This window comes from Streptomyces sp. 4N509B (genome assembly GCF_052245655.1).
Classification (GTDB): Bacteria; Actinomycetota; Actinomycetes; order Streptomycetales; family Streptomycetaceae; genus Streptomyces.
The window spans coordinates 267,337-289,387 of the sequence record NZ_JBQQBZ010000005.1 but is presented as its reverse complement, the minus strand read 5'-3'; the positions used below and the strand labels follow the sequence as shown (position 1 = coordinate 289,387).

The window sequence follows — 22,051 nt, the reverse complement described above, 5'->3', positions numbered from 1 at the left end:
GGCCGCGGGCGGGCACGGCGAGCCCGTCGGCCGGTGCCCGCCCGCCCGGTGCCGATCTCTCGATGCCGGCCAGCCGACGCCAACCAGCCGACGCCGACCAGCCGGAGCCGGTCAGCCGATGTCGGGGGGGTCCACCCTGACCCAGGCCGCCGGGCCCTCGCGGCGGGCGAGGCGTGCGGCCTGGCCGGTCTTGAGGGCCGCGGCGAGCGCGCCGCCGCTCCCCGGGGGCACACGGACCAGCGCCCGGTGCCACTGCTCACCCGGCGGCGGCTGGCCGGTGCGGCGCGGGCTGCCGGGCTCGGCCACGGGAAGCGGCACCGGCCCGAGGACCTCGGCCTCCGGGGGCAGCGGGGCCGCGGCCAGCAGTCCGTCGACGGTCTCGGCCGGGCCGGTGACCGTCGCGAGGCGGGAGACCGGCGGGAAGCCGAGGAAGGCGCGCTCGGCGAGCTCCCGCCGGGCGTGCCCCGCCGGGTCCCAGCGGACCAGGGACTGCACCGCGGGCAGCGTGGGATCGGCGACGACCACCACCGTGCCGCCGTGGGAGTGCGGCCGGACGAGGGCGGCGGCGGTCAGCCAGCGGCGCAGCGCCTCCTCGCCGGCCCGCAGGTCGGGACGGCCCAGCAGCGCCCAGCCGTCCAACAGCAGGGCCGCCGCGTACCCCGGGCCCTCGGCGACGGGCTCCGCCCCGGGGGTGGCGACCACGAGCGCGGGCTGCTCCGGCACGGTGGCCAGGACGTGGTCACGGCCGGAGGCGCGGACCGGGACGGTGGGGAAGGCACGGCCCAGCTCCTCCGCGGTGCGGCGGGCACCGACGACCACGGCCCGGGTCCGGGTGTCACCGCACTCGGGACAGCGCCACTGCGGCGTCGTCTCGCCACACCAGCCGCAGCGCAGCGCCTGACCCGCCGCCTCGGCGGCGAGCGGGCCGTGGCAGCGCAGGCAGCGGGCGGGGGCGCGGCAGCGTTGACAGGCCAGCCGAGGGGCGTAGCCGCGACGCGGCACCTGGACCAGGACCGGGCCGTGGGCCAGCGCCTGGCGGGCGGTGCGCCAGGCCAGGCTCGGCAGCCGGGCGGCGCGGGCCTCGGCGTCCCGCCCGACGTCGGCGTCGCCGACGGTGCGGACCAGGGGGGCGACCGCGCGGACCGTCTGGCGTTCGGCCACCAGCGGCCTGGCCCAGCCCGTCTCCACCAACTGGGCGGCCTCGGCCGTCAGGGCGTGGCCCCCGAGCAGCAGCGCGGCCTTCTCCTGGGACGCGCGCAACACCAGCACCTCCCGCGCGTGGGGCTGGGGGGCGTGCTCGTCGGCGTGCGAGGAGTCGGCGTCGTCCCACAGCGCCACGAGCCCGAGGTCCCGGACGGGCGCGAAGGCGGCGGCGCGGGTGCCGACGACGCCGCGGACCGCACCGCGCCGCACGGCGAGCCACCGTCGGTACCGCTCCTGCGGGCCGAGGTCGGCCGCCAGGAGCACGTGTTGGCCCTCGCCGACCAGGGCCCGCAGCGCGGCGTCCACCCGGGCGGCCGACCGGCCGTCGGGCAGCACGGCCAGCGCGCCGCGACCGGCCGCGAGTGCCGTGGCGAGCGCCCGGGCCAGCTCGTCGGGCCACTGCGGACCGGGCAGCGCGCTCCACACGGCCCGGGGCGCCAAGCCCTCGCCGCCCAGCGCGGAGAGGAAGGCGGGGCCCTGCGGATAGCGCGCCCAGCCGCCCGGCGGCGGCGCGGGCGGGGCCGAGGGGGCCGGGGGTGAGGGCTCGCGTTCGACGCGCGCCACCCGGGGTGGCACGGCGAGCTGGACGACGTCGGCGAGGGCGCCGGCGTACCGGTCGGCGACGGCACGGCAGAGGGCGAGCAGCCGCGGGCCGAGCACCGGCTCGGTGGACAGGACCTGCGCCAGCGGCGCCAGGACGCCGGGGAAGTCGCTCTCGGCCCTGCGCTCCACGACGAAGCCGTTGATCAGGCCGCCGCCCTCGCGTCGGCCCGCGCGCTCCCCCGCGCCGAACCTGACGCGCACCCGGACGCCCGGCTGGGCGTCGGCGTCCATGGCGGCGGGCACCGCGTAGTCGAAGAGCCGGTCGAGGTGGGCCAGTCCCTTGTCGACCAGGACCCGGGCCACCGGCAGCCGCTTAGCGAGCGCGGCGCCGCGCCAGGTGCGCGGCTTCGCCTTCGGTGGCCCGGCGGTGCGGGCGGTCTCCCGGATGAGCGCGAGCTGCTCGCTCCCCCGCGCTCCCCGATCCTGCTCACCGCTCACACCGCCAGTACACCAGATGCGTCGGACACCGCCGGGACGCCGCGGGACGCTTCCGAGCCGCCGACGGTGGGCGAGGAAGGCCCACGTCACGGGCCCGCGTCGACGGGCGAGGGCCGGGCCAGCCCGGGGGATCAGCGGGGATCGGCCCGCCGCGTCAGGCGCGGCCCGCCCCAGGGCGGAGGAGCATCACCGGAGCGGGGAGGTGGTGGGAGCGCCTCCCGCGCTGCGCGGCGGTGTGCGGAAGTCCCTGGGCGGGCCGACGACGCCGGGGGTGCCCCCGGCCACAGGCTGAGGCGGAGGGGACGTCGCCGGCGTCGCGGGCCCGCGACGGTCCACTGGACGGGGTCTACGCCCCCACGGCGGCGCGCAGCGCGTCCACGCGGTTGGTGCGCTCCCAGGTGAAGTCGGGCAGTTCGCGGCCGAAGTGGCCGTAGGCCGCCGTCTGGGCGTAGATCGGGCGCAGCAGGTCGAGGTCGCGGATGATCGCGGCCGGGCGCAGGTCGAAGACCTCGGAGATCGCCCGCTCGATCCGCTCGGGCGCCACCGTGGCGGTGCCGAAGGTCTCCACGAACAGGCCGACGGGCTCGGCCTTTCCGATGGCGTAGGCGACCTGCACCTCGCAGCGCGAGGCCAGCCGCGCGGCCACGACGTTCTTCGCGACCCAGCGCATCGCGTAGGCGGCCGAGCGGTCGACCTTCGAGGGGTCCTTGCCGGAGAAGGCGCCACCGCCGTGGCGGGCCATGCCGCCGTAGGTGTCGATGATGATCTTCCGCCCGGTGAGCCCCGCGTCGCCCATGGGTCCGCCGATCTCGAACCGCCCGGTGGGGTTCACCAGCAGCCGGTACCCGTCGGTGTCGAGCTTGATGCCCTCCTCGACGAGCGCCGCGAGCTCGGGCTCGACGACGAACTCCCGGATGTCGGGAGCCAGCAGGGAGTCCAGGTCGATGTCGCTGGCGTGCTGGCTGGAGACCACCACGGTGTCGAGCCGGACGGCCTTGTCGCCCTCGTACTCGATGGTGACCTGGGTCTTGCCGTCGGGGCGCAGGTAGGGGATCGTGCCGTTCTTCCGCGTCTGGGACAGGCGGTGGGAGAGGCGGTGCGCCAGCCGGATCGGCAGCGGCATCAGCTCGGGCGTCTCGTCGCAGGCGTACCCGAACATCAGGCCCTGGTCACCCGCGCCCTGGCGGTCGAGCTCGTCCGTGTCGCCCTCGACGCGGGCCTCGTAGGCGGCGTCCACACCCTGGGCGATGTCGGGGGACTGCGCGCCGATGGACACGGAGACGCCGCAGGAGGCGCCGTCGAAGCCCTTCTTGGAGGAGTCGTACCCGATCTCGATCACCTTGTTCCGCACGAGGGTGGCGATCGGGGCGTAGGCCGTCGTGGTCACCTCGCCCGCCACGTGCACCAGGCCGGTGGTGATCATGGTCTCGACGGCGACGCGGGAGGTCGGGTCGTCCTTCAGGAGGGCGTCGAGGATGGTGTCGCTGATCTGGTCGGCGATCTTGTCAGGGTGGCCCTCGGTCACGGACTCCGAGGTGAACAGACGGCGGGACACATCGCTCCCTGGGGTTGCAGCGGCTGCTGGCTGATCTGGCGACCGCGCACGTCCATCGGCCGTCGCGATCCGGGTCAGTCTATCGGTGGACGCCCGCGACAGGGAGATCATCGACCGCCGAGACGGCCGGGAGGCGGGAAAACCCTGGTCGGACGCGGCTCCTTACCCGCGAGGGGGGTGTCTCACCCCGCGTCGCGCGGAGGCAGGCGGCGCAGCACGGCGTCCCAGACGCGGTCGGCGAGGGCTTCCTTGGGACCGTGCGGGACGGCCTCCTCACCGCCGTCGGCGTCGAGGATGACGGCCTCGTTCTCCTCGGAGCCGAAGGTGCGCCGCTCCCCCACCTGGTTCACGACGAGCAGGTCGCAGCCCTTGCTGGCGAGCTTGGCGCGCCCGCCGGCGAGCACGTTCTCCGTCTCGGCGGCGAAGCCGACGACCACCTGGCCCGCCGGCCGGCCGGCGGCGAGCTCGGCGAGGACGTCGGGGTTGCGGACGAGGGCGACGGGCTCGGGGGCGACGCCGTCCCGCTTCTTGATCTTCTGGGAGGCGCGGGCGGCGGGCCGGAAGTCGGCGACGGCCGCCGCCATCACCACCGCGTCCGCCTCGGCACTGGCCTTCACCATGGCCTCCCGCAGCTCCTCCGCGGTGCCGACCTCGACCACCCGCGCGCCAGCCGGCTCGGGCAGGGAGACGTTGGCCGACACGAGCGTGACGCGCGCGCCGCGAGCCACGGCGGTGCGGGCCAGGGCGTACCCCTGCTTTCCCGAGGAACGGTTCCCCAGGTACCGCACGGGATCCAGCGGCTCCCGGGTGCCGCCGGCGCTGACGACCACATGACGGCCGGCGAGGTCGGCGTCGAGGGCGGCGGTGCCGCGCGCCAGCACCCTGCGGCACAGCAGGGCGAGCTCCTCGGGCTCGGGCAGCCGACCCTTCCCGGTGTCGACACCGGTCAGGCGGCCCACGGCGGGCTCGACGACCAGCACGCCGCGGCCGCGCAGCGTGGCGACGTTCTGCTGGGTGGCCGGGTGCTCCCACATCTCGGTGTGCATCGCGGGGGCGAGCACAACCGGGCAGCGGGCCGTGAGGAGGGTGTTGGTCAGGAGGTCGTCCGCGAGGCCGGTGGCGGCCTTGGCGAGCAGGTCGGCGGTGGTGGGGGCGACGACGACGAGGTCGGCCTCCTGGCCGAGCCGGACGTGCGGCACCTCGTGGACCCGCTCCCAGACCTCGGTGGCGGCCGGCGCGCCGGACAGCGCCGACCAGGTGGCCTCGCCGACGAAGTGGAGGGCGGCCGCGGTGGGCACGACCCGGACCTCGTGGCCGGACTCGGTCAGCCGCCGCAGCAGCTCACAGGCCTTGTAGGCGGCGATGCCGCCGCCCACTCCCAGCACGATCCTGGGTCTGTCCATCGCTCGCGCCTACGATCGCGCCTAGTCCGTGGCGCCCTCGACGGCCTCGGAGGTGAGGAGGCCGGCGTTGATCTCGCGCAGGGCGATGGAGAGCGGCTTCTCGTGAACGTGGGTGTCGACCAGCGGGCCGACGTACTCCAGCAGGCCCTCGCCGAGCTGCGAGTAGTACGCGTTGATCTGACGGGCGCGCTTGGCCGCGTAGATCACGAGGCTGTACTTGGAGTCGGTGGCCTCGAGCAGCTCGTCGATCGGCGGGTTGATGATGCCCTCGGGCGTGGTGATGGAGGAGGACACGCTCTGCCTTCCGCTGGAATGGTCAGGGGGAAGCCCCCCGCTTCAGCTCACCAAGGCTAGCAGCTCGGCGGACACGTCCTCGACGGAGGTGTTCACCAGGGTGACGTCGAACTCCGACTCGGCGGCCAGCTCGCGCCGGGCCTCCGTCAGCCGCCGCTCGATCACCTCGGGCGGCTCGGTGCCCCGACCGGTGAGGCGGCGCACCAGCTCCTCCCAGCTCGGTGGGGCCAGGAAGACCAGCCGCGCCTCGGGCATGGCCTCACGCACCAGGCGCGCGCCCTGGAGGTCGATCTCCAGCAGCACGGGATCCCCCGCCTGCAGCCGTTGGAGAACGGCCCGGCGGGGGGTTCCGTAGCGGTGGCCGGCGAACTCGGCCCACTCGAGCAGCTCACCGTTGGCGATGAGCTTGTCGAACTCCTCGTCGTCCACGAAGTAGTACTGCACACCGTGGCGCTCACCCGGTCGCGGTGCGCGGGTCGTGGCCGAGACGGACAGCCAGACCTCCGGGTGAGCCTTGCGGAGGTGGGCAACGACCGTGCTCTTGCCGACTCCGGAGGGGCCGGAGAGCACGGTCAGCCGTGGACGATCGTTCATGCGGCGATTATCCCGGTTCCCGTGCGGGCGGGAAAATCAGGAGGGGGTCTTGCCGAACTCCCGCTCCAGCGCCGCGATCTGGTTGGTGCCAAGCCCACGGACCCGGCGGCTCTCGGAGATACCGAGCCGCTCCATGATCTGACGGGCGCGCACCTTGCCGACGCCAGGCATCGACTCCAGCAGAGCGCTGACCTTCATCTTGCCGATGACATCGTTCTCCTGGCCCTGCTTGATGACCTCGTGCAGGGAGGCGCCGGAGTGCTTGAGCCGATTCTTGACCTCGGCGCGCTCCCGGCGAGCCGCGGCGGCCTTCTCAAGCGCGGCTGCGCGCTGTTCAGGGGTAAGGGGCGGAAGAGCCACGCCTACGTCACCTCGGTTGTCGAACTGTCGGATACGGAATCGGTGAGGAACCTACTGTCCCCGCACCGAGCGGAGCAACGAGCAACGCGGCCGGCTGCTCCGCTACTCGACGGAGACTAGCGGCCGTCACCGCCCCAAGTCAGCGAGAATCAAGAAAAAGTCCTGGTCAGCTGAGAATCCATCCCGGCTTTTCGGACATTTCTCTACCACTGAGGCCCCGGGAGCCACCAACGTGACCCCGGAGTGACGATGTCAGGACGATCCGTTGACGCCCGCGGCGAGCACCCGTGCGATCCGCTCGCTCTCCCGCTCGACGGCGTCACGCAACGCTGCCGCGGAGGGTCCGTGGCGCAGGATCCCGCGGCTGACGCTGGGCAGGACGGCGGGCAGCGCCGCGCCGAAGACCCTTGGCAGGTCCTCGGCGGTGGCGCCCTGGGCGCCGAGGCCGGGCGCGAGCAGCGGGCCGTTGATCGCCAACGCGTCGCCGAGTGCCGGGTCGCCCCCGTCGAGCGTCGCGCCGACGACGGCGCCGAAGGAGCCCAGCGGCGCGGCGTCCGCGTTCTCCGCGGCCAGGTGCGCGAGCACCCGCCGGGCGACCACGGGGCCCTCCGCCGTGCGGGCGGTCTGCACCTCCGCGCCCTCGGGGTTGGAGGTGCGGGCCAGCACGAAGACGCCGGCGCCGCGCGCCCTGGCCAGGTCGAGGGCCGGCCGCAGCGAGGCGAAGCCGAGGTACGGGCTGAGCGTGACGGCGTCGACGCGCAGCGGGGAGCCGTCCTCCAGGTACGCGGCGGCGTAGGCCGTCATGGTGGAGCCGATGTCGCCGCGCTTCACGTCCAGCAGCACCAGCGCGCCCTCGGAGCGGGCCTCGGCGATCGCCCGCTCCAGGACGGCGACGCCGCGCGAGCCGTGGCGCTCGAAGAACGCGGACTGGGGCTTGAGCACGGCCGTCACCCCCGCGAGTGCCTCCACGGTGGTGCGGGTGAAGCGCTCCAGGCCGCCGACGTCGTCGGGCAGCCCCCAGGCGGCCAGCAGGCCGGGGTGCGGGTCGATGCCCACGCAGAGGGGGCCGCGGCTCCGGGTGGCGCGGTGCAGGCGGGCGCCGAAGGGCTCGGGCGTCGGGGGCGTCATGCGGGATCCTGCCGTGTCGTGGTGGGGTGGGCGGGGCGGGGGTCCTCGCCACGGGCGGGCCGCGCGGGCGCGCCCGCCTCCGCTCGCGCGTCCACTCGCACGTCGGAGCCGACGGCCTCGGCGAGGGTGGCGAAGGGGCTGGCGGCCAGCCGCCGCGCGAGGCCGCGGTGGATCGCGCGGGGCCAGGTGGGACCGGCGTAGATGAGGCCGGTGTACCCCTGGACGAGGGTGGCGCCGGCGAGGATGCGGCGCCAGGCGTCGTCGGCGGTCTGCACGCCACCCACGCCCACCAGGGTGAGGCGGTCCCCGACGCGCGCGTACAGCCGGCGCAGCACGGCCAGGGAACGGTCGCCCAGCGGGGCGCCGGACAGGCCGCCGGCGCCGAGCGCTTCGACCTCCGTGGCCGGCGTGCTCAGGCCCTCCCGGGAGATGGTGGTGTTGGTGGCGATGATGCCGGCCAGGCCCAGCTCGACGGCGAGGTCGGCGACGGCGTCGACGTCCTCGTCGGCCAGGTCGGGCGCGATCTTCACCAGCAGCGGCACGTCCTCGCCGGCCTCGGCGCGGACCGCGGCCAGCAGCGGGCGCAGCAGGCTGGTGGCCTGGAGGTTCCGCAGGCCCGGGGTGTTCGGGGAGGAGACGTTGACCACGAGGTAGTCGGCGTGGCGGGCCAGCAGTCGGGTGGTGGCGACGTAGTCGGCGACCGCCTCCGACTCGGGGACGACCTTGGTCTTGCCGATGTTGACGCCGACCGTGACGCCCGCCGGGCGGCGGGCGAGGCGGGCGGCGACGGCGTCGGCGCCGTCGTTGTTGAAGCCCATGCGGTTGACCAGCGCCCGGTCGCGGGCGAGCCGGAACAGCCGCGGGGTGGGGTTGCCCGGCTGGGGCCGGGCCGTGACGGTGCCGATCTCCACGTGGTCGAAGCCGAGCATCGCCAGGCCCGCGACGCCGGTGGCGTTCTTGTCGAAGCCGGCTGCCAGGCCGAACGGGCCGGGCAGCCGACGGCCGAACGCCGTGACGCGCAGCGAGGGGTGGCGCGGCGCCAGGACGCGCCGCACCGCGGCGCGCAGGCCGGGCACCCGCGCCACGGCGCGGATCAGCCCGAAGCCGAGGTGGTGCGCCCGCTCGGCGTCGAGCCGGCGCAGCACCGCGGCGAACAGCAGGCCGTACGGGGTCACGCGCCTCACCGGTCTCGCTTCCCCGTGAGGTGGCGTGCGTGGTCCTGCAGGGAGCGGACACCCACGTCGCCCCTGGTCAGGGCGTGGATGCCCTGCACGGCGGCGGCCAGGGCCTGGACGGTGGTCAGGCAGGGGATGCCCCGGGCGACGGCCGCGGTGCGGATGTCGTACCCGTCCAGGCGTCCGGTGGTGCCGTAGGGGGTGTTGACGATGAGGTCGACCTGCCCGTCGTGGATGAGCTGCACGATGGTGGGCTCGCCGTCGGGGCCCTCGCCCTCGCCGTGCTTGCGGACCACGGTGACCTGGATGCCGTTGCGCTTGAGCACCTCGGCCGTGCCGGAGGTGGCCAGCAGCTCGAAGCCGTGGTCGGCCAGGGCGCGGGCGGGCAGGATCATCGCGCGCTTGTCGCGGTTGGCGACGGAGACGAACGCCCGGCCCTTGACGGGCAGCGCGCCGTACGCCGCGGCCTGGGACTTGGCGTAGGCGGTGCCGAAGACGGCGTCGATGCCCATGACCTCGCCCGTGGAGCGCATCTCGGGGCCGAGGATGGTGTCCACGCCCCGGCCGTGGACGTCGCGGAAGCGGGAGAACGGCATGACCGCCTCCTTGACGGAGATCGGCGCGTCCAGCGGGAGGGTGCCGCCGTCGCCCTGGGCCGGCAGCAGCCCCTCGGCGCGGAGCTGGGCGACGGTGGCGCCCAGCGAGATGCGGGCGGCGGCCTTCGCCAGGGGGACGGCCGTCGCCTTGGAGGTGAAGGGGACGGTGCGGGAGGCGCGGGGGTTGGCCTCCAGGACGTAGAGGATGTCCCCGGCCAGCGCGAACTGGATGTTGATCAGGCCGCGCACGCCGACGCCGCGGGCGATGGCCTCGGTGGAGGTCCGCAGCCGCTTGATGTCGTGGCCGCCGAGGGTGATGGGGGGCAGCGCGCAGGCGGAGTCGCCGGAGTGGATGCCGGCCTCCTCGATGTGCTCCATCACGCCGCCGAGGTAGAGTTCCTCGCCGTCGAACAGGGCGTCGACGTCGATCTCGATGGCGTCGTCGAGGAAGCGGTCGATGAGCACGGGGTGGGTGCTGATCAGACCCGCGTGGTGCGTGAGGTACTCGGCCAGGCTGGGCTCGTCGTAGACGATCCGCATGCCGCGCCCGCCCAGGACGTAGGAGGGGCGGACCATCACCGGGTAGCCGATGCCGGTGGCGATGGCCTTGGCCTCCTCGAAGGAGAACGCCGTGCCGTGCTTGGGCGCCGGCAGGCCGGCCTCGGCCAGGACACGGCCGAAGGCGCCGCGCTCCTCGGCGAGGTGGATCGCCTCGGGCTGGGTGCCGACGATGGGCACGCCGTTGTCCTTCAGCGCCTGGGCGAGGCCGAGGGGGGTCTGGCCGCCGAGTTGGACGATGACGCCGGCGACCGGGCCCGCCTGGGTCTCGGCGTGCACGATCTCCAGCACGTCCTCCAGGGTCAGCGGCTCGAAGTAGAGCCGGTCGGAGGTGTCGTAGTCGGTGGAGACGGTCTCGGGGTTGCAGTTGACCATCACCGTCTCGTAGCCGGCGTCGGCCAGGGCGAACGAGGCGTGCACGCAGGAGTAGTCGAACTCGATGCCCTGACCGATGCGGTTGGGTCCCGAGCCCAGGATGATGACGGCGGGGCGCTCGCGGGGGGTGACCTCGGTCTCCTCGTCGTAGGAGGAGTACAGGTACGGGGTGCGGGCGGCGAACTCCGCGGCGCAGGTGTCGACGGTCTTGTAGACCGGGCGGACCCCGAGGGCGTGGCGCAGCTCGCGCACCACGTCCTCCTTCAGGCCGCGGATCGCGGCGATCTGCGCGTCGGAGAAGCCGTGACGCTTGGCGTCGACCAGCAGCTCGGGGCTGAGCCGGTCGGCGGCGGCCAGGTCCTGGGCCACCTCGTTGATCAGGCAGAGCTGGTCGGTGAACCACAGGTCGATGCCGGTGGCGCGGGCGAGGTCGACGGCGCTCGCGCCGGCGCGGACGGCCCGCATGAGGGTGGTCAGCCGGCCGTCGGTGGGCGTGGCCGCGGCGGCCAGCAGCGCGTCCTTCTCCGCCGGGTCGGGGTCGTCGGCGAAGTCGAACGGGGCGCCGGGGCGCTCGATCGAGCGCAGCGCCTTGTTGAGCGCCTCGGTGAAGTTCCGTCCGATCGCCATGGCCTCGCCGACCGACTTCATGGTGGTGGTCAACGAGGGGTCGGCCGCCGGGAACTTCTCGAACGCGAAACGCGGCACCTTGACCACGACGTAGTCGAGGGTCGGCTCGAACGAGGCGGGGGTCTCTCCGGTGATGTCGTTCGGGATCTCGTCGAGGGTGTACCCGATGGCGAGCTTGGCCGCGATCTTGGCGATGGGGAAGCCGGTGGCCTTCGAGGCCAGGGCGGAGGAGCGGGAGACGCGGGGGTTCATCTCGATGACGACGACGCGGCCGTCGTCGGGGTTGACGGCGAACTGGATGTTGCAGCCGCCGGTGTCGACGCCGACCTCGCGGATGACGGCGATGCCGATGTCCCGCAGGATCTGGTATTCGCGGTCGGTCAGGGTCATGGCGGGCGCGACCGTGATCGAGTCGCCGGTGTGCACCCCCATGGGGTCGAGGTTCTCGATGGAGCAGACGACGACCACGTTGTCGTTGCGATCGCGCATCAGCTCCAGCTCGTACTCCTTCCAGCCGAGGATGGACTCCTCCAGCAGCACCTCCCCCACCGGCGAGAGGGCAAGGCCCTGGCCGGCGATGCGGCGCAGCTGCTCCTCGTCGTGGGCGAAGCCCGAGCCGGCGCCGCCCATGGTGAAGGAGGGGCGGACCACCACGGGGTACCCGCCGAGCCCGTCGACGCCGGCGATGACGTCGTCCATGGAGTGGCAGATCACGGAGCGGGCCGACTCGCCGTGGCCGATGCTGGCGCGCACGGCCTCGACCACCTGCTTGAAGCGCTCGCGGTCCTCGCCCTTGCCGATCGCCTCGACGCTGGCGCCGATCAGCTCCACGCCGTGGGCGTCCAGGGTGCCGTTCTCGTAGAGCGCGACGGCGACGTTCAGCGCGGTCTGGCCGCCGAGGGTCGGCAGCAGCGCGTCGGGCCGCTCCTTGGAGATGATCTTGGTGACGAACTCCGGGGTGATCGGCTCGACGTACGTGGCGTCGGCGATCTCGGGGTCGGTCATGATCGTCGCCGGGTTGGAGTTCACCAGGATGACCCGCAGGCCCTCGGACTTCAGCACCCGACAGGCCTGGGTGCCTGAGTAGTCGAACTCGGCCGCCTGGCCGATGACGATGGGGCCGGAGCCGATGACCAGGACTGATGTGATATCGGTGCGCTTAGGCACGCTCACCCTCCATCAGGGAGACGAAGCGGTCGAAGAGGTAGGCCGCGTCGTGCGGACCCGCGGCGGCTTCGGGGTGGTACTGGACGCTGAAGGCCGGCCGGTCCAGCAGCCGCAGCCCCTCGACGACGTCGTCGTTGAGGCAGACGTGCGAGACCGTCACCCGGCCGAAGGGGGTGGCGGAGACCTCGTGGAGCGGGGCGTCCACGGCGAAGCCGTGGTTGTGGGCGGTGACCTCGACCTTGCCGGTGGCCAGGTCCTTCACGGGCTGGTTGATGCCGCGGTGGCCGTACTTCAGCTTGAAGGTGCCGAAGCCGAGGGCACGCCCCAGGATCTGGTTGCCGAAGCAGATGCCGAACAGCGGTGTGCGCCGCTCCAGCACCCCCCGCATCAGCTCCACCGGCTGGTCCGCGGAGGCGGGGTCGCCGGGGCCGTTGGAGAAGAACACGCCGTCCGGGGCGACCTCGTAGACCTGCTCCAGCGTGGCGGTGGCCGGCAGGACGTGGACCTCGATGCCGCGCTCGGCCATCCGGTGGGGGGTCATGCCCTTGATGCCGAGGTCCACGGCCGCGACGGTCAGCCGCCTGGTGCCGAGGGCGGGGACGACGTACGGCTCGGTCGTGGCCACCTCCGGCGCGAGGTCCGCGCCGGCCATGGGCGGGGAGGCGAGCACCCGCTGGCGCAGCGTGTCCTCGTCGGCGCCGGCGAGGGCCTCCCCGGAGAAGATCCCGGCCCGCATCGCGCCGCGCTCCCGCAGGTGACGGGTGAGGGCTCGGGTGTCGACCGCGCTGATGCCGACGACGCCCTGGGCGGCGAGCTCCTCGTCGAGGGTACGCACCGAGCGCCAGTTGGAGGGGACGCGGGCGGGGTCGCGGACGACGTACCCGGCGACCCAGATGCGGCGGGACTCGGGGTCCTCGTCGTTGACGCCGGTGTTGCCCACGTGGGGGGCGGTCATGACGACCACCTGCCGGTGGTAGGACGGATCGGTGAGGGTCTCCTGGTACCCGGTCATGCCGGTGGCGAAGACCGCCTCGCCGAAGGTCTCACCGACCGCGCCGTAGGACTGTCCGCGGAAGGTCCGGCCGTCCTCCAGGACCAGCAGGGCCGGGGCTCGGCCGCGCGACGGCCGGCGCGCGGCGGGAGCGGTGCGGGAGGCGGTGGTCATCGGGCACCCTCCTGGGGGTCTGGCGGGGACGTGGGTGTGGGTGGTGTGCCGCGGGTCATGTGAGCTCTCCGTCCACGAGAGTGGGCCTGCCGTGGAGGAAGGTGTGGGTCACCCGGCCGGGCAGCTCGCGCCCGGCGTAGGGGCTGTTGCGGCTGCGGGAGACGTGGCGGGCGGGGTCCACCGGGGCCCGGTGGGTGGGGTCCAGCAGCGTCAGGTGGGCGGGCTCGCCCGGCGCGACGGGGCGGCCCTGGCCGGCGACGCGGCCGATGGTGGCGGGGCGGGCCGACATCCGGTCGGCGACTCCCGCCCAGTCCAGCAGCCCGGTGTCCACCATGGTGTGCTGGACGACGCGCAGCGCGGTCTCCAGGCCGGTCATGCCCATGGCCGCGGCCGCCCACTCGCAGTCCTTGTCCTCCTGCGGGTGGGGCGCGTGGTCGGTGGCGACGCAGTCGATGGTGCCGTCGGCCAGCGCGGCGCGCAGCGCGAGGACGTCCCGCTCGGTGCGCAGCGGCGGGTTGACCTTGTACACCGGGTCGTAGGAGCGGACCAGCTCGTCGGTCAGCAGCAGGTGGTGCGGGGTGACCTCGGCCGTGACCTGCCAGCCCTTGGACTTGGCCCAGCGCACCAGCTCCACGGAGCCGGCCGTCGACAGGTGGCAGACGTGCAGCCGCGAGCCCACGTGCGCGGCCAGCAGCAGGTCGCGGGCGATGATCGCCTCCTCGGCGACGGCCGGCCAGCCGGCGAGACCGAGCTCGGCGGAGACCACGCCCTCGTTCATCTGCGCGCCCTCGGTCAGGCGCGGCTCCTGGGCGTGCTGGGCGATCACGCCGTCGAACGCCTTCACGTACTCCAGGGCCCGCCGCATGATGACGGCGTCGTCCACGCAGCGCCCGTCGTCGGAGAAGACGACGACCCCCGCGGCCGACTCGTGCATGGCGCCGAGCTCGGCCAGCTGCTTGCCCTCGAGACCCACGGTGACGGCGCCGACCGGCCGCACCTCGCAGTACCCGGAGTCCCTGCCCAGGCGCCAGACCTGCTCGACGACGCCGGCGGTGTCGGCGACGGGGAAGGTGTTGGCCATGGCGTGGACGGCCGTGAAGCCGCCGGCGGCCGCCGAGCGGGTGCCGGTGAGCACCGTCTCGGAGTCCTCCCGGCCCGGCTCCCGCAGGTGGGTGTGGAGGTCGACCAGGCCGGGCAGCAGGACCAGGCCCTCGGCCTCGACCACGGCTGCGCCGGGCGCCGTGAGGCCGTCGCCCACCTCGGCGACGAGGCCGTCCTCGACGAGCACGTCGCGGGGTGGACCGCCCAGGACGCTCGCGGCGCGGATCAGGGTCCGCCGGGGGTGGTTCTCGCTGCTCGGGCTCACGCGCCCTCCTTCGTGCGGTGTCATGCGGTGTGGTCGGTGGTGGGGGCGGGGAGGTCCTCGGGGAACGCCCCGCCGAGGAGCAGATAGAGGACGGCCATCCGGACGCTCACGCCGCCGGCGACCTGCTCGACGGCGGTGCAGCGGGGCGAGTCGGCGACCTCGGCGGTGATCTCCATGCCGCGGTTCATCGGCCCGGGGTGCATCACCACCGCGTGGTCGGGCATGCGGGCCATCCGGGGGGCGTCCAGCCCGTAGCGGCGGGCGTACTCACGCTCCGTCGGGAAGTACGCGGCGTTCATCCGTTCCCGCTGGACGCGCAGCATCATGACAGCGTCCGACTTCGGGAGCACCGGATCGAGGTGGTACTCGACCTCGCAGGGCCACCGCTCCACGCCGATCGGCAGGAGCGTGGGCGGGGCGACGACGGTGACCTCGGCGCCGAGGGTGGTCAGCAGCCGGACGCCGGAGCGGGCGACGCGGCTGTGGAGGATGTCACCGACGATGGTGACGCGCCGGCCCGAGAGGTCGCCGCCGGTCGCCTCTCCCCCGGCCTCGGCGGCGAGGCGGCGGCGGAGCGTGAAGGCGTCGAGCAGCGCCTGGGTGGGGTGCTCGTGGGTGCCGTCCCCCGCGTTGATCACGCTGCCGCGGATCCATCCGGAGGTGGCCAGGCGGTGGGGGGCGCCGGAGTCGTGGTGGCGGATGACGACGGCGTCGGCGCCCATCGCCTCCAGCGTCATCGCGGTGTCCTTCAGCGACTCGCCCTTGGAGACGGACGACCCCCGGGCGGAGAAGTTGATCACGTCGGCCGACAGCCGCTTGGCGGCCGCCTCGAAGGAGATTCGCGTCCGGGTGGAGTCCTCGAAGAAGAGGTTCACGACGGTACGCCCCCGCAGGGTGGGCAGCTTCTTGATCGGCCGGTCCGCGACGCGGGCGAGTTCCTCGGCGGTGTCGAGTATCAGCACGGCGTCATCGCGGGTGAGGTCGGTGGCCGAGATGAGATGGCGCTTCATCTGGTGCCCTCCGTTGGTGCCGTCGGGTGGGTCGGGCGAGCTGGCATGGCGAAGCCGGGTCCTTGGGTAACGCGGGGCGGTGCAGGGTCGCGTCGTGGCGCGGGGGACGCGCGGGGACGCTACCGCTCTGCGGCCGGGGCTCGGTCGCGGACGCCTAGAAGCACGCCGTCGCGACCGTCCTGCTCGGTCAGCAGGACCCTGACCGTCTCGCGCAGTGAGGTGGGAATGTTCTTGCCGACGTAGTCGGCGCGGATCGGCAGCTCCCGGTGGCCTCGGTCGACGAGGACCGCGAGCTGCACGGCGCGGGGGCGGCCGATGTCGTTGAGCGCGTCGAGCGCCGCGCGGATGGTGCGGCCGGAGAAGAGCACGTCGTCGACGAGGACGACGAGCCGGCCGTCGACGCCGGTGGGGGGGATCTCCGTGCGTGCCAGGGCGCGGGCGGGGCGCATGCGCAGGTCGTCCCGGTACATGGTGATGTCCAGGGAGCCCGTGGGCACGGGGTGGCCGGCGATCTTCGCGAGCAGGCCGGTGAGTCGGCTGGCGAGGTGTACGCCGCGGGTGGGGATGCCCAGGAGGACGACGTCGTCGACGCCCTTGGCGCGCTCGACGATCTCGTGGGCGATGCGGGTCAGGGCCCGCGCGATGTCCGGCGCCTCGAGTACGGGGCGTGGTGTCTGGTCGTTCGTTGCCATGGTGGTGCTGACCTCCTTCCCCGCCTCACGGGACGGGCCTTAAAGGACGTCGGGTCGTATCGGAGCCCACACTACCAGGCGCGTCTGGCGCCGCTCGCGTCGCCGCAGGTCAGCGGCATCTCTGCCGGTTCCGCTTGACGAGACCAAATTACGCTGCGTAACCTCACTTTGAGTTACGACTTAGCCATCCGGGGAGACACATGTCCAGCGAATACGCGAAACAGCTCGGAACCAAGCTCCGTGCCATCCGCACCCAGCAGGGGCTGTCGCTCCATGGGGTCGAGGAGAAGTCCCAGGGCCGTTGGAAGGCGGTCGTGGTCGGCTCCTACGAGCGCGGCGACCGCGCCGTGACCGTCCAGCGCCTTGCCGAGTTGGCCGACTTCTACGGCGTTCCCGTGCAGGAGTTGCTGCCGGGTTCGACGCCTGGTGGCGCCGCCGAGCCGCCGCCGAAGCTCGTGCTCGACCTGGAGCGGCTGGCCACCGTGCCCAGCGAGAAGGCCGGTCCGCTCCAGCGGTACACGGCGACGATCCAGAGCCAGCGCGGCGACTACAACGGCAAGGTGCTCTCGATCCGCCAGGACGACCTGCGCACCCTCGCCGTGATCTACGACCAGTCGCCCTCCGTGCTGACCGAGCAGCTGATCGGCTGGGGCGTGCTGGGCGCGGACGCGCGCCGGGCGGTGCAGACCGAGGAAGCCTGAGGTCGGGCTGACGATCACCGGGGGCGCCGTCACCGTCGCCCTCCGTCGAGCAGCACGAGCGCACGCCGGGCGGTGACGGGCTGACGCGGCCCGTCACGCCGGCGACGCTCGCGCCCCGTGAGGGAGCCACGGGGCGCGAGCGGGGGTCTTCCGTTCGAGGACCTGTTCGAGGGCCCTGAGGCGGCGCCTCAGCGCCGCAGGGAGGGCTTGAGGTCCTTCAGGCGGCCGAGGAGGCCGTTGACGAAGGCCGGCGAGTCGTCGGTGGAGAACTCCTTGGCCAGCTGCACGGCCTCGTCGAGGACCACGGCGTCGGGCGTCTCGTCGTGCCAGATCAGCTCGAACGTGGCCAGCCGCAGGATGTTGCGGTCCACGACGGGCATGCGGTCGAGGGGCCAGCCGATCGTGTACTGGGCGATCAGCTCGTCGATCCGCTCGGCCCGCTCCTGGTATCCCTCCACCAGCAGCCGCGTGTACTCGCTGACGCGGGGCTGGCGGTCGTCCGTGGCGGCGAGCCTGACCCAGTCACTCACGACGTCAGTCGGGGTGCTGCCGCGTTGGTCGGCTTCGAAGAGGATCTGCAGGGCGCGCTGGCGGGCCTTGCTGCGGGCTGCCACGGTTAGCTGCTCACCCGGCCGAGGTACTCGCCGGAGCGGGTGTCGACCTTGATCTTCTCTCCCGTGGTGATGAAGAGCGGCACACCGATCTCGTAGCCCGTCTCCAGGCGGGCCGGCTTGGTGCCGCCCGTCGAACGGTCACCCTGCACGCCCGGCTCGGTGTACTCCACGACCAGCTCGACGGCGGCGGGCAGGTCGATGAACAGGGGGTTGCCCTCGTAGATCGCGACCGTGCAGTCCTGGCCCTCCAGCAGGTAGTTGGCGGCCTCGCCCACCGTCTCGGGCGTGATCGGGAGCTGCTCGTACGTCTCGGTGTCCATGAAGACGAAGTCGGCACCGTCCTTGTAGGAGAACTGCATCCCCCGCCGGTCCACGGTGGCCGTCTCGACCTTGGTGCCGGCGTTGAAGGTCTTGTCGACCACCTTGCCGGAGAGCACGTTCTTGAGCTTGGTGCGTACGAAGGCGCCGCCCTTACCGGGCTTGACGTGCTGGAACTCGACAACGGACCACAACTGGCCGCCGTCGAGCTTGAGCACCATGCCGTTCTTCAGGTCGTTCGTGGTGGCCACGGCCAGGATCTCCTACAGACTGCTGCGTGGGACGACGACCAGGGCGCCCCCTCACAGCGCGAGGAGCTCCTTGGTCGTGATGGTGAGTAGCTCAGGACCGCCGTCCGCCCGGGAGCGGACGACGAGTGTGTCATCGATTCGCACACCGCCCCGGCCCGGAAGATGCACCCCGGGCTCAACGGTGACCGGCACACAGGCGCCAAGTTTACCCATGGCGACGGGTGAGAGCCGAGGGTCCTCCCCGATTTCCAGTCCCACACCCCGCCCGGTGACGGGGCCGAGGGCCTCGCCGTGCCCGGCGGCGGCCAGCACGCCCCGGGCCGCCGCGTCCACGGCCCGGCACTCCGTGCCCGGGGCGAGCGCCTCCCTGGCCGCCCGCTGGGCGGTGAAGACCAGCTCGTAGAGCTCGATCTGCCAGTCCTCCGGGCTGGTGCCGATGACGAAGGTGCGGCCGATCTGGCAGCGGTACCCGCGAAACCGCGCCCCCAGGCGGACGGAGAGGAAGTCCCCCTCCTCCACCCGCCGGTCGGTCGGCCGGTGGTCGGCGAGGCCGGAGTGGACGCCGGTGGCCACCGAGGTGGGAAAGGCGGGCCCGTCGGCGCCGTGGTCGATCAGGCGGCGTTCGAGCTCCAGCGCGAGGTGACGCTCGGTGCGGCCCACGAGGATGGACTCCAGCAGCTCCCCCAGCGCCCGGTCGGTGATCTCGGCGGCGACGCGCAGCGCCGCGATCTCGTCCTCGTCCTTCACCAGCCGCTGCCGCTCCACGGCGTACTCCAGGTCGGTGAGGCGGATGCCGGGCACGGCGGCGGTCAGGGCGCGGTGGCGCGCGACGGTCAGGTGGTGCTCCTCCACCGCCACGGTCTCGGCGCCCGCCTTGGCCGCCAGGCCGACGGCGGCCAGGGCCGGGTCGGTGCCCTCGTCCGTGACCGAGCGGGTCAGCCCCTCCTCCCCGGCCGACCGGCCGTCGCGGGGCTCCCCGCCGCCGATGTCGCCGTGACCAAGCAGGACGTCGTCCTCGCCGGGGCCCAGCAGCAGCGCGGCGCCGGGGGACGCGGGCCCGGCCAGGTAGCGGACGTTGGCGGGGTGTGAGACGACAAGGGCTGTGCCGCTCGCTGACGCGCAGCGGGCACGCAGCCGTGAGCGGCGGGCCGCGTGTACCTCGGACATGGGTCGAGACTACGCAGCGCGGCGGCGGGACGCCGCCTTAAGGACGCCCGGACGAGCGGGCTTCCGGACGACTGTGCGCTCCCGACGGGCCGGGACTACCACGACGGCGGGCTGGCCAGCGAGTGGGCCACGGCCTCGTCGAGCATCCGCGCGGTGGTGGCGACGTCGTGCCAGGAGTTGTCGATGATGGGCAGGCCGGAGCCGTACCAGCCGGCCATCCGGCCGTGGATGGTGGCGACCTCCTCGTCCGACAGCCGGCGGGAGCCGCTGCGCTGCGCGTTGCGCTCCAGCACGATCTCCAGGCCGGGAAGGAGCACCACGGGGATCAGGCCGGGGCCCACGTGCCGCTTCCAGCCGCCGAGCCCCACCGCGGGGCGGTCGGGGAAGACGGCGTCGTCGAGGATGCAGGAGATGCCGTTGGCCAGGTAGTTCCGCGCGGCGAAGCCACAGGTGCGGCGGGCGAGCCGGTACTGGGCCTCGGAGCGGTCGTCCCAGCCGGCGCGCGGGTCGGCGAAGCCGGAGCGGACCCACTCGCGCACGTCGTCCAGGCTGATGTGGGCGGTCGGCACCGGCCGACGGTCCGCCCAGTGGCGGGCCACGGTCGTCTTGCCCGCGCCGGCGGGGCCGATCAGCAGTACCGCGACCCCGGCGTGTGAGGGGTCGGGGCGGGCGGCCTCGGGCGCCGGCGGGGGCGCGGGCACCACGCCGCCCGGAGGCAGCTGGAAGAAGCCGGTCGTCGAGCCGGAGCCGCCGTGCGGCTCCGGCGCCGGAGCTGGCCCCGCGACGCCGCGCGGCGGCGCGGGGGGTGGCACTGGCATCCCACCCGGTTGTTGCATCCGCTCCCCACTCCGTCGTCGTCGGGCACCGTCTGCGGCCTCGTCCTCAGCACGGTCCTCGTGTGCGCGGCCACCGGCGCCCGCGCGTTCGTTCGGTCGGTGACATACCGTACCCGGCGTGCCCCCTGTTCGGGGAACGATCGGTACCCGCGGCGGGTGCCCGCCACACGCTAGGACGCGTCCGGCCTCGGTGTGGTTCAGCGGGCCGCGACCCCGGCGTGCGCCGTCAGCAGCAGCTCCGTGTCCGGTGCCTCAAGGACCGTCGGCCGCGCCAGGCCGTCCAGCACGATGAACCGCAACTGGTCGCCGCGGGACTTCTTGTCGACCCGCATGGCCTCCAGCAGGTCCGGCCACGGCGCGCCGTCGTAGGCGACGGGGAGACCGACGGAGGCGAGGACGGCGCGGTGGCGGTCGGCGGTCGCGTCGTCCAGGCGCCCGGCCGCGCGGGCCAACTCGGCGGCGAAGACCATGCCCACCGAGACGGCCGCGCCGTGCCGCCAGGTGTAGCGCTCGTTCTTCTCGATGGCGTGGCCGAGGGTGTGGCCGTAGTTGAGGATCTCGCGGCGGCCGGACTCCTTCAGGTCGTCGGAGACGACGTCGGCCTTGACGCGGATGGAGCGCTCGACGAGCTCCGCGGTGTGCGGGCCCGACGGGTGACGGGCGGCCTCGGGGTCGGCCTCGACGAGGTCGAGGATGACGGGGTCGGCGATGAAGCCGGCCTTGATGACCTCGGCGAGCCCGGAGACGTAGTCGTCCGTGGGCAGCGAGTCCAGCGCCGCGAGGTCGCACAGGACCCCCGCCGGGGGGTGGAAGGCGCCGACGAGGTTCTTGCCCTCGGCCGTGTTGATGCCCGTCTTGCCGCCGACGGCGGCGTCGACCATGCCGAGCACCGTCGTGGGCACGGCGACCCAGCGCACGCCGCGCAGCCAGGTGGCGGCGACGAAGCCGGCGACGTCGGTGGTGGCGCCGCCGCCGACGCCGACGACGACGTCGGTGCGGGTGAACCCGGCGCGGCCGAGCTCGGCCCAGCAGGCGGCGGCGACCTCGGCGGTCTTGGCCGCCTCGGCGTCGGGCAGCTCGACGGCGAGCGCCCGGTACCCGGCCTCCGCCAGGTCCGCGCAGAGCTCCTCGCCCAGCGCGGCGAGCGCCCTGGGGTGCAGCACCGCGACCCGGGTGGCCTGCTCTCCGACGAGCGAGGGCAGCGCGCCCATCAGGCGACGCCCGACCAGCACGTCGTAGGCCGCCGTGCCGGCCGAGGGTCCGACGGTGATGCGGGTGACGGCGCCCGGGTCGTGGCCCGTGGCGTCGGCCGTGGAACGGGGAGAGGTCATGCGGACGTGAGCTCCAATGCGTCGAGGACCGCCTGCGCGACCGCCTCGGGGGCGAGCCCCTCGGTGTCGACGACGGCGCGTGCGACCTCCGTGTACAGCGGGCGGCGCTCCTCCATCAGGGTGCGCCACCGCTGCCGCGGGTTGAGCGCCAGCAGCGGGCGCGGGGCGTCGAGGCCGACGCGCTTCATGGCGTCGCCGAGGGGGACGTCGAGGAAGACCACGGGCAGCCCGGTCAGGAGGGCGCGGGTGGCGGCGTTGGTGACGGCGCCGCCGCCGAGGGAGACGACGCCGTCGTGGCCGGTGACAGCGGCCCGCACGGCGGCCGCCTCCAGCTCCCGGAAGTGCGGCTCGCCGTCCTGGAGGAAGATCTCCGAGACGGGCTTGCCGGCGGTTTGCTCCACGTCGGCGTCGGTGTCCCGCAGCGTCACGCCGAGCCGCTCGGCCAGCAGCGCGCCAACGGTGGACTTGCCGGACCCCGGCGGCCCGACAAGCACCACGGCGGGCCGGGTGGTGCCGTTGGTCAT

General features: G+C 73.8%; 20 protein-coding genes. 1 reads left to right on the top strand and 19 read right to left on the bottom strand.

Annotated features, from left to right (window positions below):
• Positions 1-111 precede the first annotated feature (111 nt).
• The 13 genes from ACTWP5_RS08710 to pyrR form a co-directional block, all read right to left on the bottom strand.
• A complete protein-coding gene (locus tag ACTWP5_RS08710) occupies positions 112-2,244 on the bottom strand; it encodes a primosomal protein N' (protein ID WP_443220196.1) in 2,133 nt (710 codons plus the stop codon).
• 346 nt (positions 2,245-2,590) lie between these two features.
• Entirely contained in the window at positions 2,591-3,799 is a 1,209-nt protein-coding gene (metK, locus tag ACTWP5_RS08705; protein ID WP_443220195.1) for a methionine adenosyltransferase, read from the bottom strand.
• 182 nt (positions 3,800-3,981) lie between these two features.
• On the bottom strand, positions 3,982-5,202 hold the full coding sequence (gene coaBC, locus ACTWP5_RS08700; RefSeq protein WP_443220194.1) for a bifunctional phosphopantothenoylcysteine decarboxylase/phosphopantothenate--cysteine ligase CoaBC: 1,221 nt from the start codon (positions 5,200-5,202) through the stop codon (positions 3,982-3,984).
• Positions 5,203-5,223: 21 nt separating this feature from the next.
• Positions 5,224-5,496 (bottom strand): DNA-directed RNA polymerase subunit omega, encoded by a 273-nt coding sequence (gene rpoZ, locus ACTWP5_RS08695; protein WP_059008417.1) that lies wholly within the window; start codon positions 5,494-5,496, stop codon positions 5,224-5,226.
• Positions 5,497-5,538: 42 nt separating this feature from the next.
• Positions 5,539-6,090 carry a guanylate kinase gene (gene gmk, locus ACTWP5_RS08690; protein WP_443220193.1) on the bottom strand — a complete coding sequence of 184 codons (552 nt, stop codon included), beginning with the start codon at positions 6,088-6,090 and terminating at the stop codon, positions 5,539-5,541.
• A gap of 36 nt (positions 6,091-6,126) precedes the next feature.
• A complete protein-coding gene (locus ACTWP5_RS08685) occupies positions 6,127-6,450 on the bottom strand; it encodes an integration host factor (RefSeq protein WP_443220192.1) in 324 nt (107 codons plus the stop codon).
• Between the two features lie 252 nt (positions 6,451-6,702).
• On the bottom strand, positions 6,703-7,578 hold the full coding sequence (pyrF, locus tag ACTWP5_RS08680; RefSeq protein ID WP_443220191.1) for an orotidine-5'-phosphate decarboxylase: 876 nt from the start codon (positions 7,576-7,578) through the stop codon (positions 6,703-6,705).
• Positions 7,575-8,762 carry a quinone-dependent dihydroorotate dehydrogenase gene (locus ACTWP5_RS08675; protein WP_443220190.1) on the bottom strand — a complete coding sequence of 396 codons (1,188 nt, stop codon included), beginning with the start codon at positions 8,760-8,762 and terminating at the stop codon, positions 7,575-7,577. The genes pyrF and ACTWP5_RS08675 overlap by 4 nt, the downstream gene beginning before the upstream one ends.
• Positions 8,759-12,076, bottom strand: coding sequence for a carbamoyl-phosphate synthase large subunit (gene carB / locus ACTWP5_RS08670; protein ID WP_443220189.1), 3,318 nt, complete (start codon positions 12,074-12,076; stop codon positions 8,759-8,761). The genes ACTWP5_RS08675 and carB overlap by 4 nt, the downstream gene beginning before the upstream one ends.
• Positions 12,069-13,241 (bottom strand): glutamine-hydrolyzing carbamoyl-phosphate synthase small subunit, encoded by a 1,173-nt coding sequence (carA, locus tag ACTWP5_RS08665; RefSeq protein WP_443220188.1) that lies wholly within the window; start codon positions 13,239-13,241, stop codon positions 12,069-12,071. Before carA ends, carB begins: the two co-directional genes overlap by 8 nt.
• 55 nt (positions 13,242-13,296) lie before the next feature.
• Positions 13,297-14,607: a dihydroorotase gene (locus tag ACTWP5_RS08660; RefSeq protein ID WP_443220187.1), complete on the bottom strand. Its 1,311-nt coding sequence runs from the start codon at positions 14,605-14,607 to the stop codon at positions 13,297-13,299.
• A gap of 20 nt (positions 14,608-14,627) precedes the next feature.
• The gene (locus ACTWP5_RS08655) at positions 14,628-15,617 is read right to left on the bottom strand and encodes an aspartate carbamoyltransferase catalytic subunit (protein WP_443220186.1); all 990 of its coding nucleotides are present in this window, start codon (positions 15,615-15,617) and stop codon (positions 14,628-14,630) included.
• A gap of 119 nt (positions 15,618-15,736) precedes the next feature.
• Positions 15,737-16,309, bottom strand: a complete 573-nt coding sequence (gene pyrR, locus ACTWP5_RS08650; protein WP_443220185.1) for a bifunctional pyr operon transcriptional regulator/uracil phosphoribosyltransferase PyrR — start codon at positions 16,307-16,309, stop codon at positions 15,737-15,739.
• A gap of 200 nt (positions 16,310-16,509) precedes the next feature.
• On the opposite strand from pyrR, the gene bldD reads away from it, so the two are divergent.
• Positions 16,510-17,010 (top strand): transcriptional regulator BldD, encoded by a 501-nt coding sequence (gene bldD, locus ACTWP5_RS08645; protein ID WP_443220184.1) that lies wholly within the window; start codon positions 16,510-16,512, stop codon positions 17,008-17,010.
• A 188-nt stretch (positions 17,011-17,198) separates the two neighbouring features.
• On the opposite strand, the gene nusB is transcribed toward bldD, so the two are convergent.
• From nusB to ACTWP5_RS08615, 6 genes are all read right to left on the bottom strand, one after another.
• Positions 17,199-17,624 (bottom strand): transcription antitermination factor NusB, encoded by a 426-nt coding sequence (gene nusB / locus ACTWP5_RS08640; RefSeq protein WP_443220183.1) that lies wholly within the window; start codon positions 17,622-17,624, stop codon positions 17,199-17,201.
• A gap of 2 nt (positions 17,625-17,626) precedes the next feature.
• Complete coding sequence (gene efp / locus ACTWP5_RS08635) at positions 17,627-18,193, bottom strand: elongation factor P (protein WP_443220182.1); 567 nt, start codon at positions 18,191-18,193, stop codon at positions 17,627-17,629.
• Positions 18,194-18,244: 51 nt separating this feature from the next.
• The gene (locus ACTWP5_RS08630) at positions 18,245-19,360 is read right to left on the bottom strand and encodes an aminopeptidase P family protein (RefSeq protein WP_443220181.1); all 1,116 of its coding nucleotides are present in this window, start codon (positions 19,358-19,360) and stop codon (positions 18,245-18,247) included.
• 95 nt (positions 19,361-19,455) lie between these two features.
• Positions 19,456-20,397 carry an AAA family ATPase gene (locus tag ACTWP5_RS08625; RefSeq protein WP_443220214.1) on the bottom strand — a complete coding sequence of 314 codons (942 nt, stop codon included), beginning with the start codon at positions 20,395-20,397 and terminating at the stop codon, positions 19,456-19,458.
• The gene (gene aroB, locus ACTWP5_RS08620) at positions 20,394-21,527 is read right to left on the bottom strand and encodes a 3-dehydroquinate synthase (protein WP_443220180.1); all 1,134 of its coding nucleotides are present in this window, start codon (positions 21,525-21,527) and stop codon (positions 20,394-20,396) included. Before aroB ends, ACTWP5_RS08625 begins: the two co-directional genes overlap by 4 nt.
• On the bottom strand, positions 21,524-22,051 hold the full coding sequence (locus ACTWP5_RS08615) for a shikimate kinase (RefSeq protein ID WP_443220179.1): 528 nt from the start codon (positions 22,049-22,051) through the stop codon (positions 21,524-21,526). Before ACTWP5_RS08615 ends, aroB begins: the two co-directional genes overlap by 4 nt.

Coding starts and splice junctions, on each gene's coding strand:
- coaBC (WP_443220194.1), bottom strand. CDS start 5,202: ATGGACAGACCCAGGATCGTGCTGGGAGTGGGCGGCGGCATCGCCGCC.
- gmk (WP_443220193.1), bottom strand. CDS start 6,090: ATGAACGATCGTCCACGGCTGACCGTGCTCTCCGGCCCCTCCGGAGTC.
- pyrF (WP_443220191.1), bottom strand. CDS start 7,578: ATGACGCCCCCGACGCCCGAGCCCTTCGGCGCCCGCCTGCACCGCGCC.
- carA (WP_443220188.1), bottom strand. CDS start 13,241: ATGACCACCGCCTCCCGCACCGCTCCCGCCGCGCGCCGGCCGTCGCGC.
- ACTWP5_RS08655 (WP_443220186.1), bottom strand. CDS start 15,617: ATGAAGCGCCATCTCATCTCGGCCACCGACCTCACCCGCGATGACGCC.
- pyrR (WP_443220185.1), bottom strand. CDS start 16,309: ATGGCAACGAACGACCAGACACCACGCCCCGTACTCGAGGCGCCGGAC.
- bldD (WP_443220184.1), top strand. CDS start 16,510: ATGTCCAGCGAATACGCGAAACAGCTCGGAACCAAGCTCCGTGCCATC.
- ACTWP5_RS08630 (WP_443220181.1), bottom strand. CDS start 19,360: ATGTCCGAGGTACACGCGGCCCGCCGCTCACGGCTGCGTGCCCGCTGC.
- aroB (WP_443220180.1), bottom strand. CDS start 21,527: ATGACCTCTCCCCGTTCCACGGCCGACGCCACGGGCCACGACCCGGGC.
- ACTWP5_RS08615 (WP_443220179.1), bottom strand. CDS start 22,051: ATGACCAACGGCACCACCCGGCCCGCCGTGGTGCTTGTCGGGCCGCCG.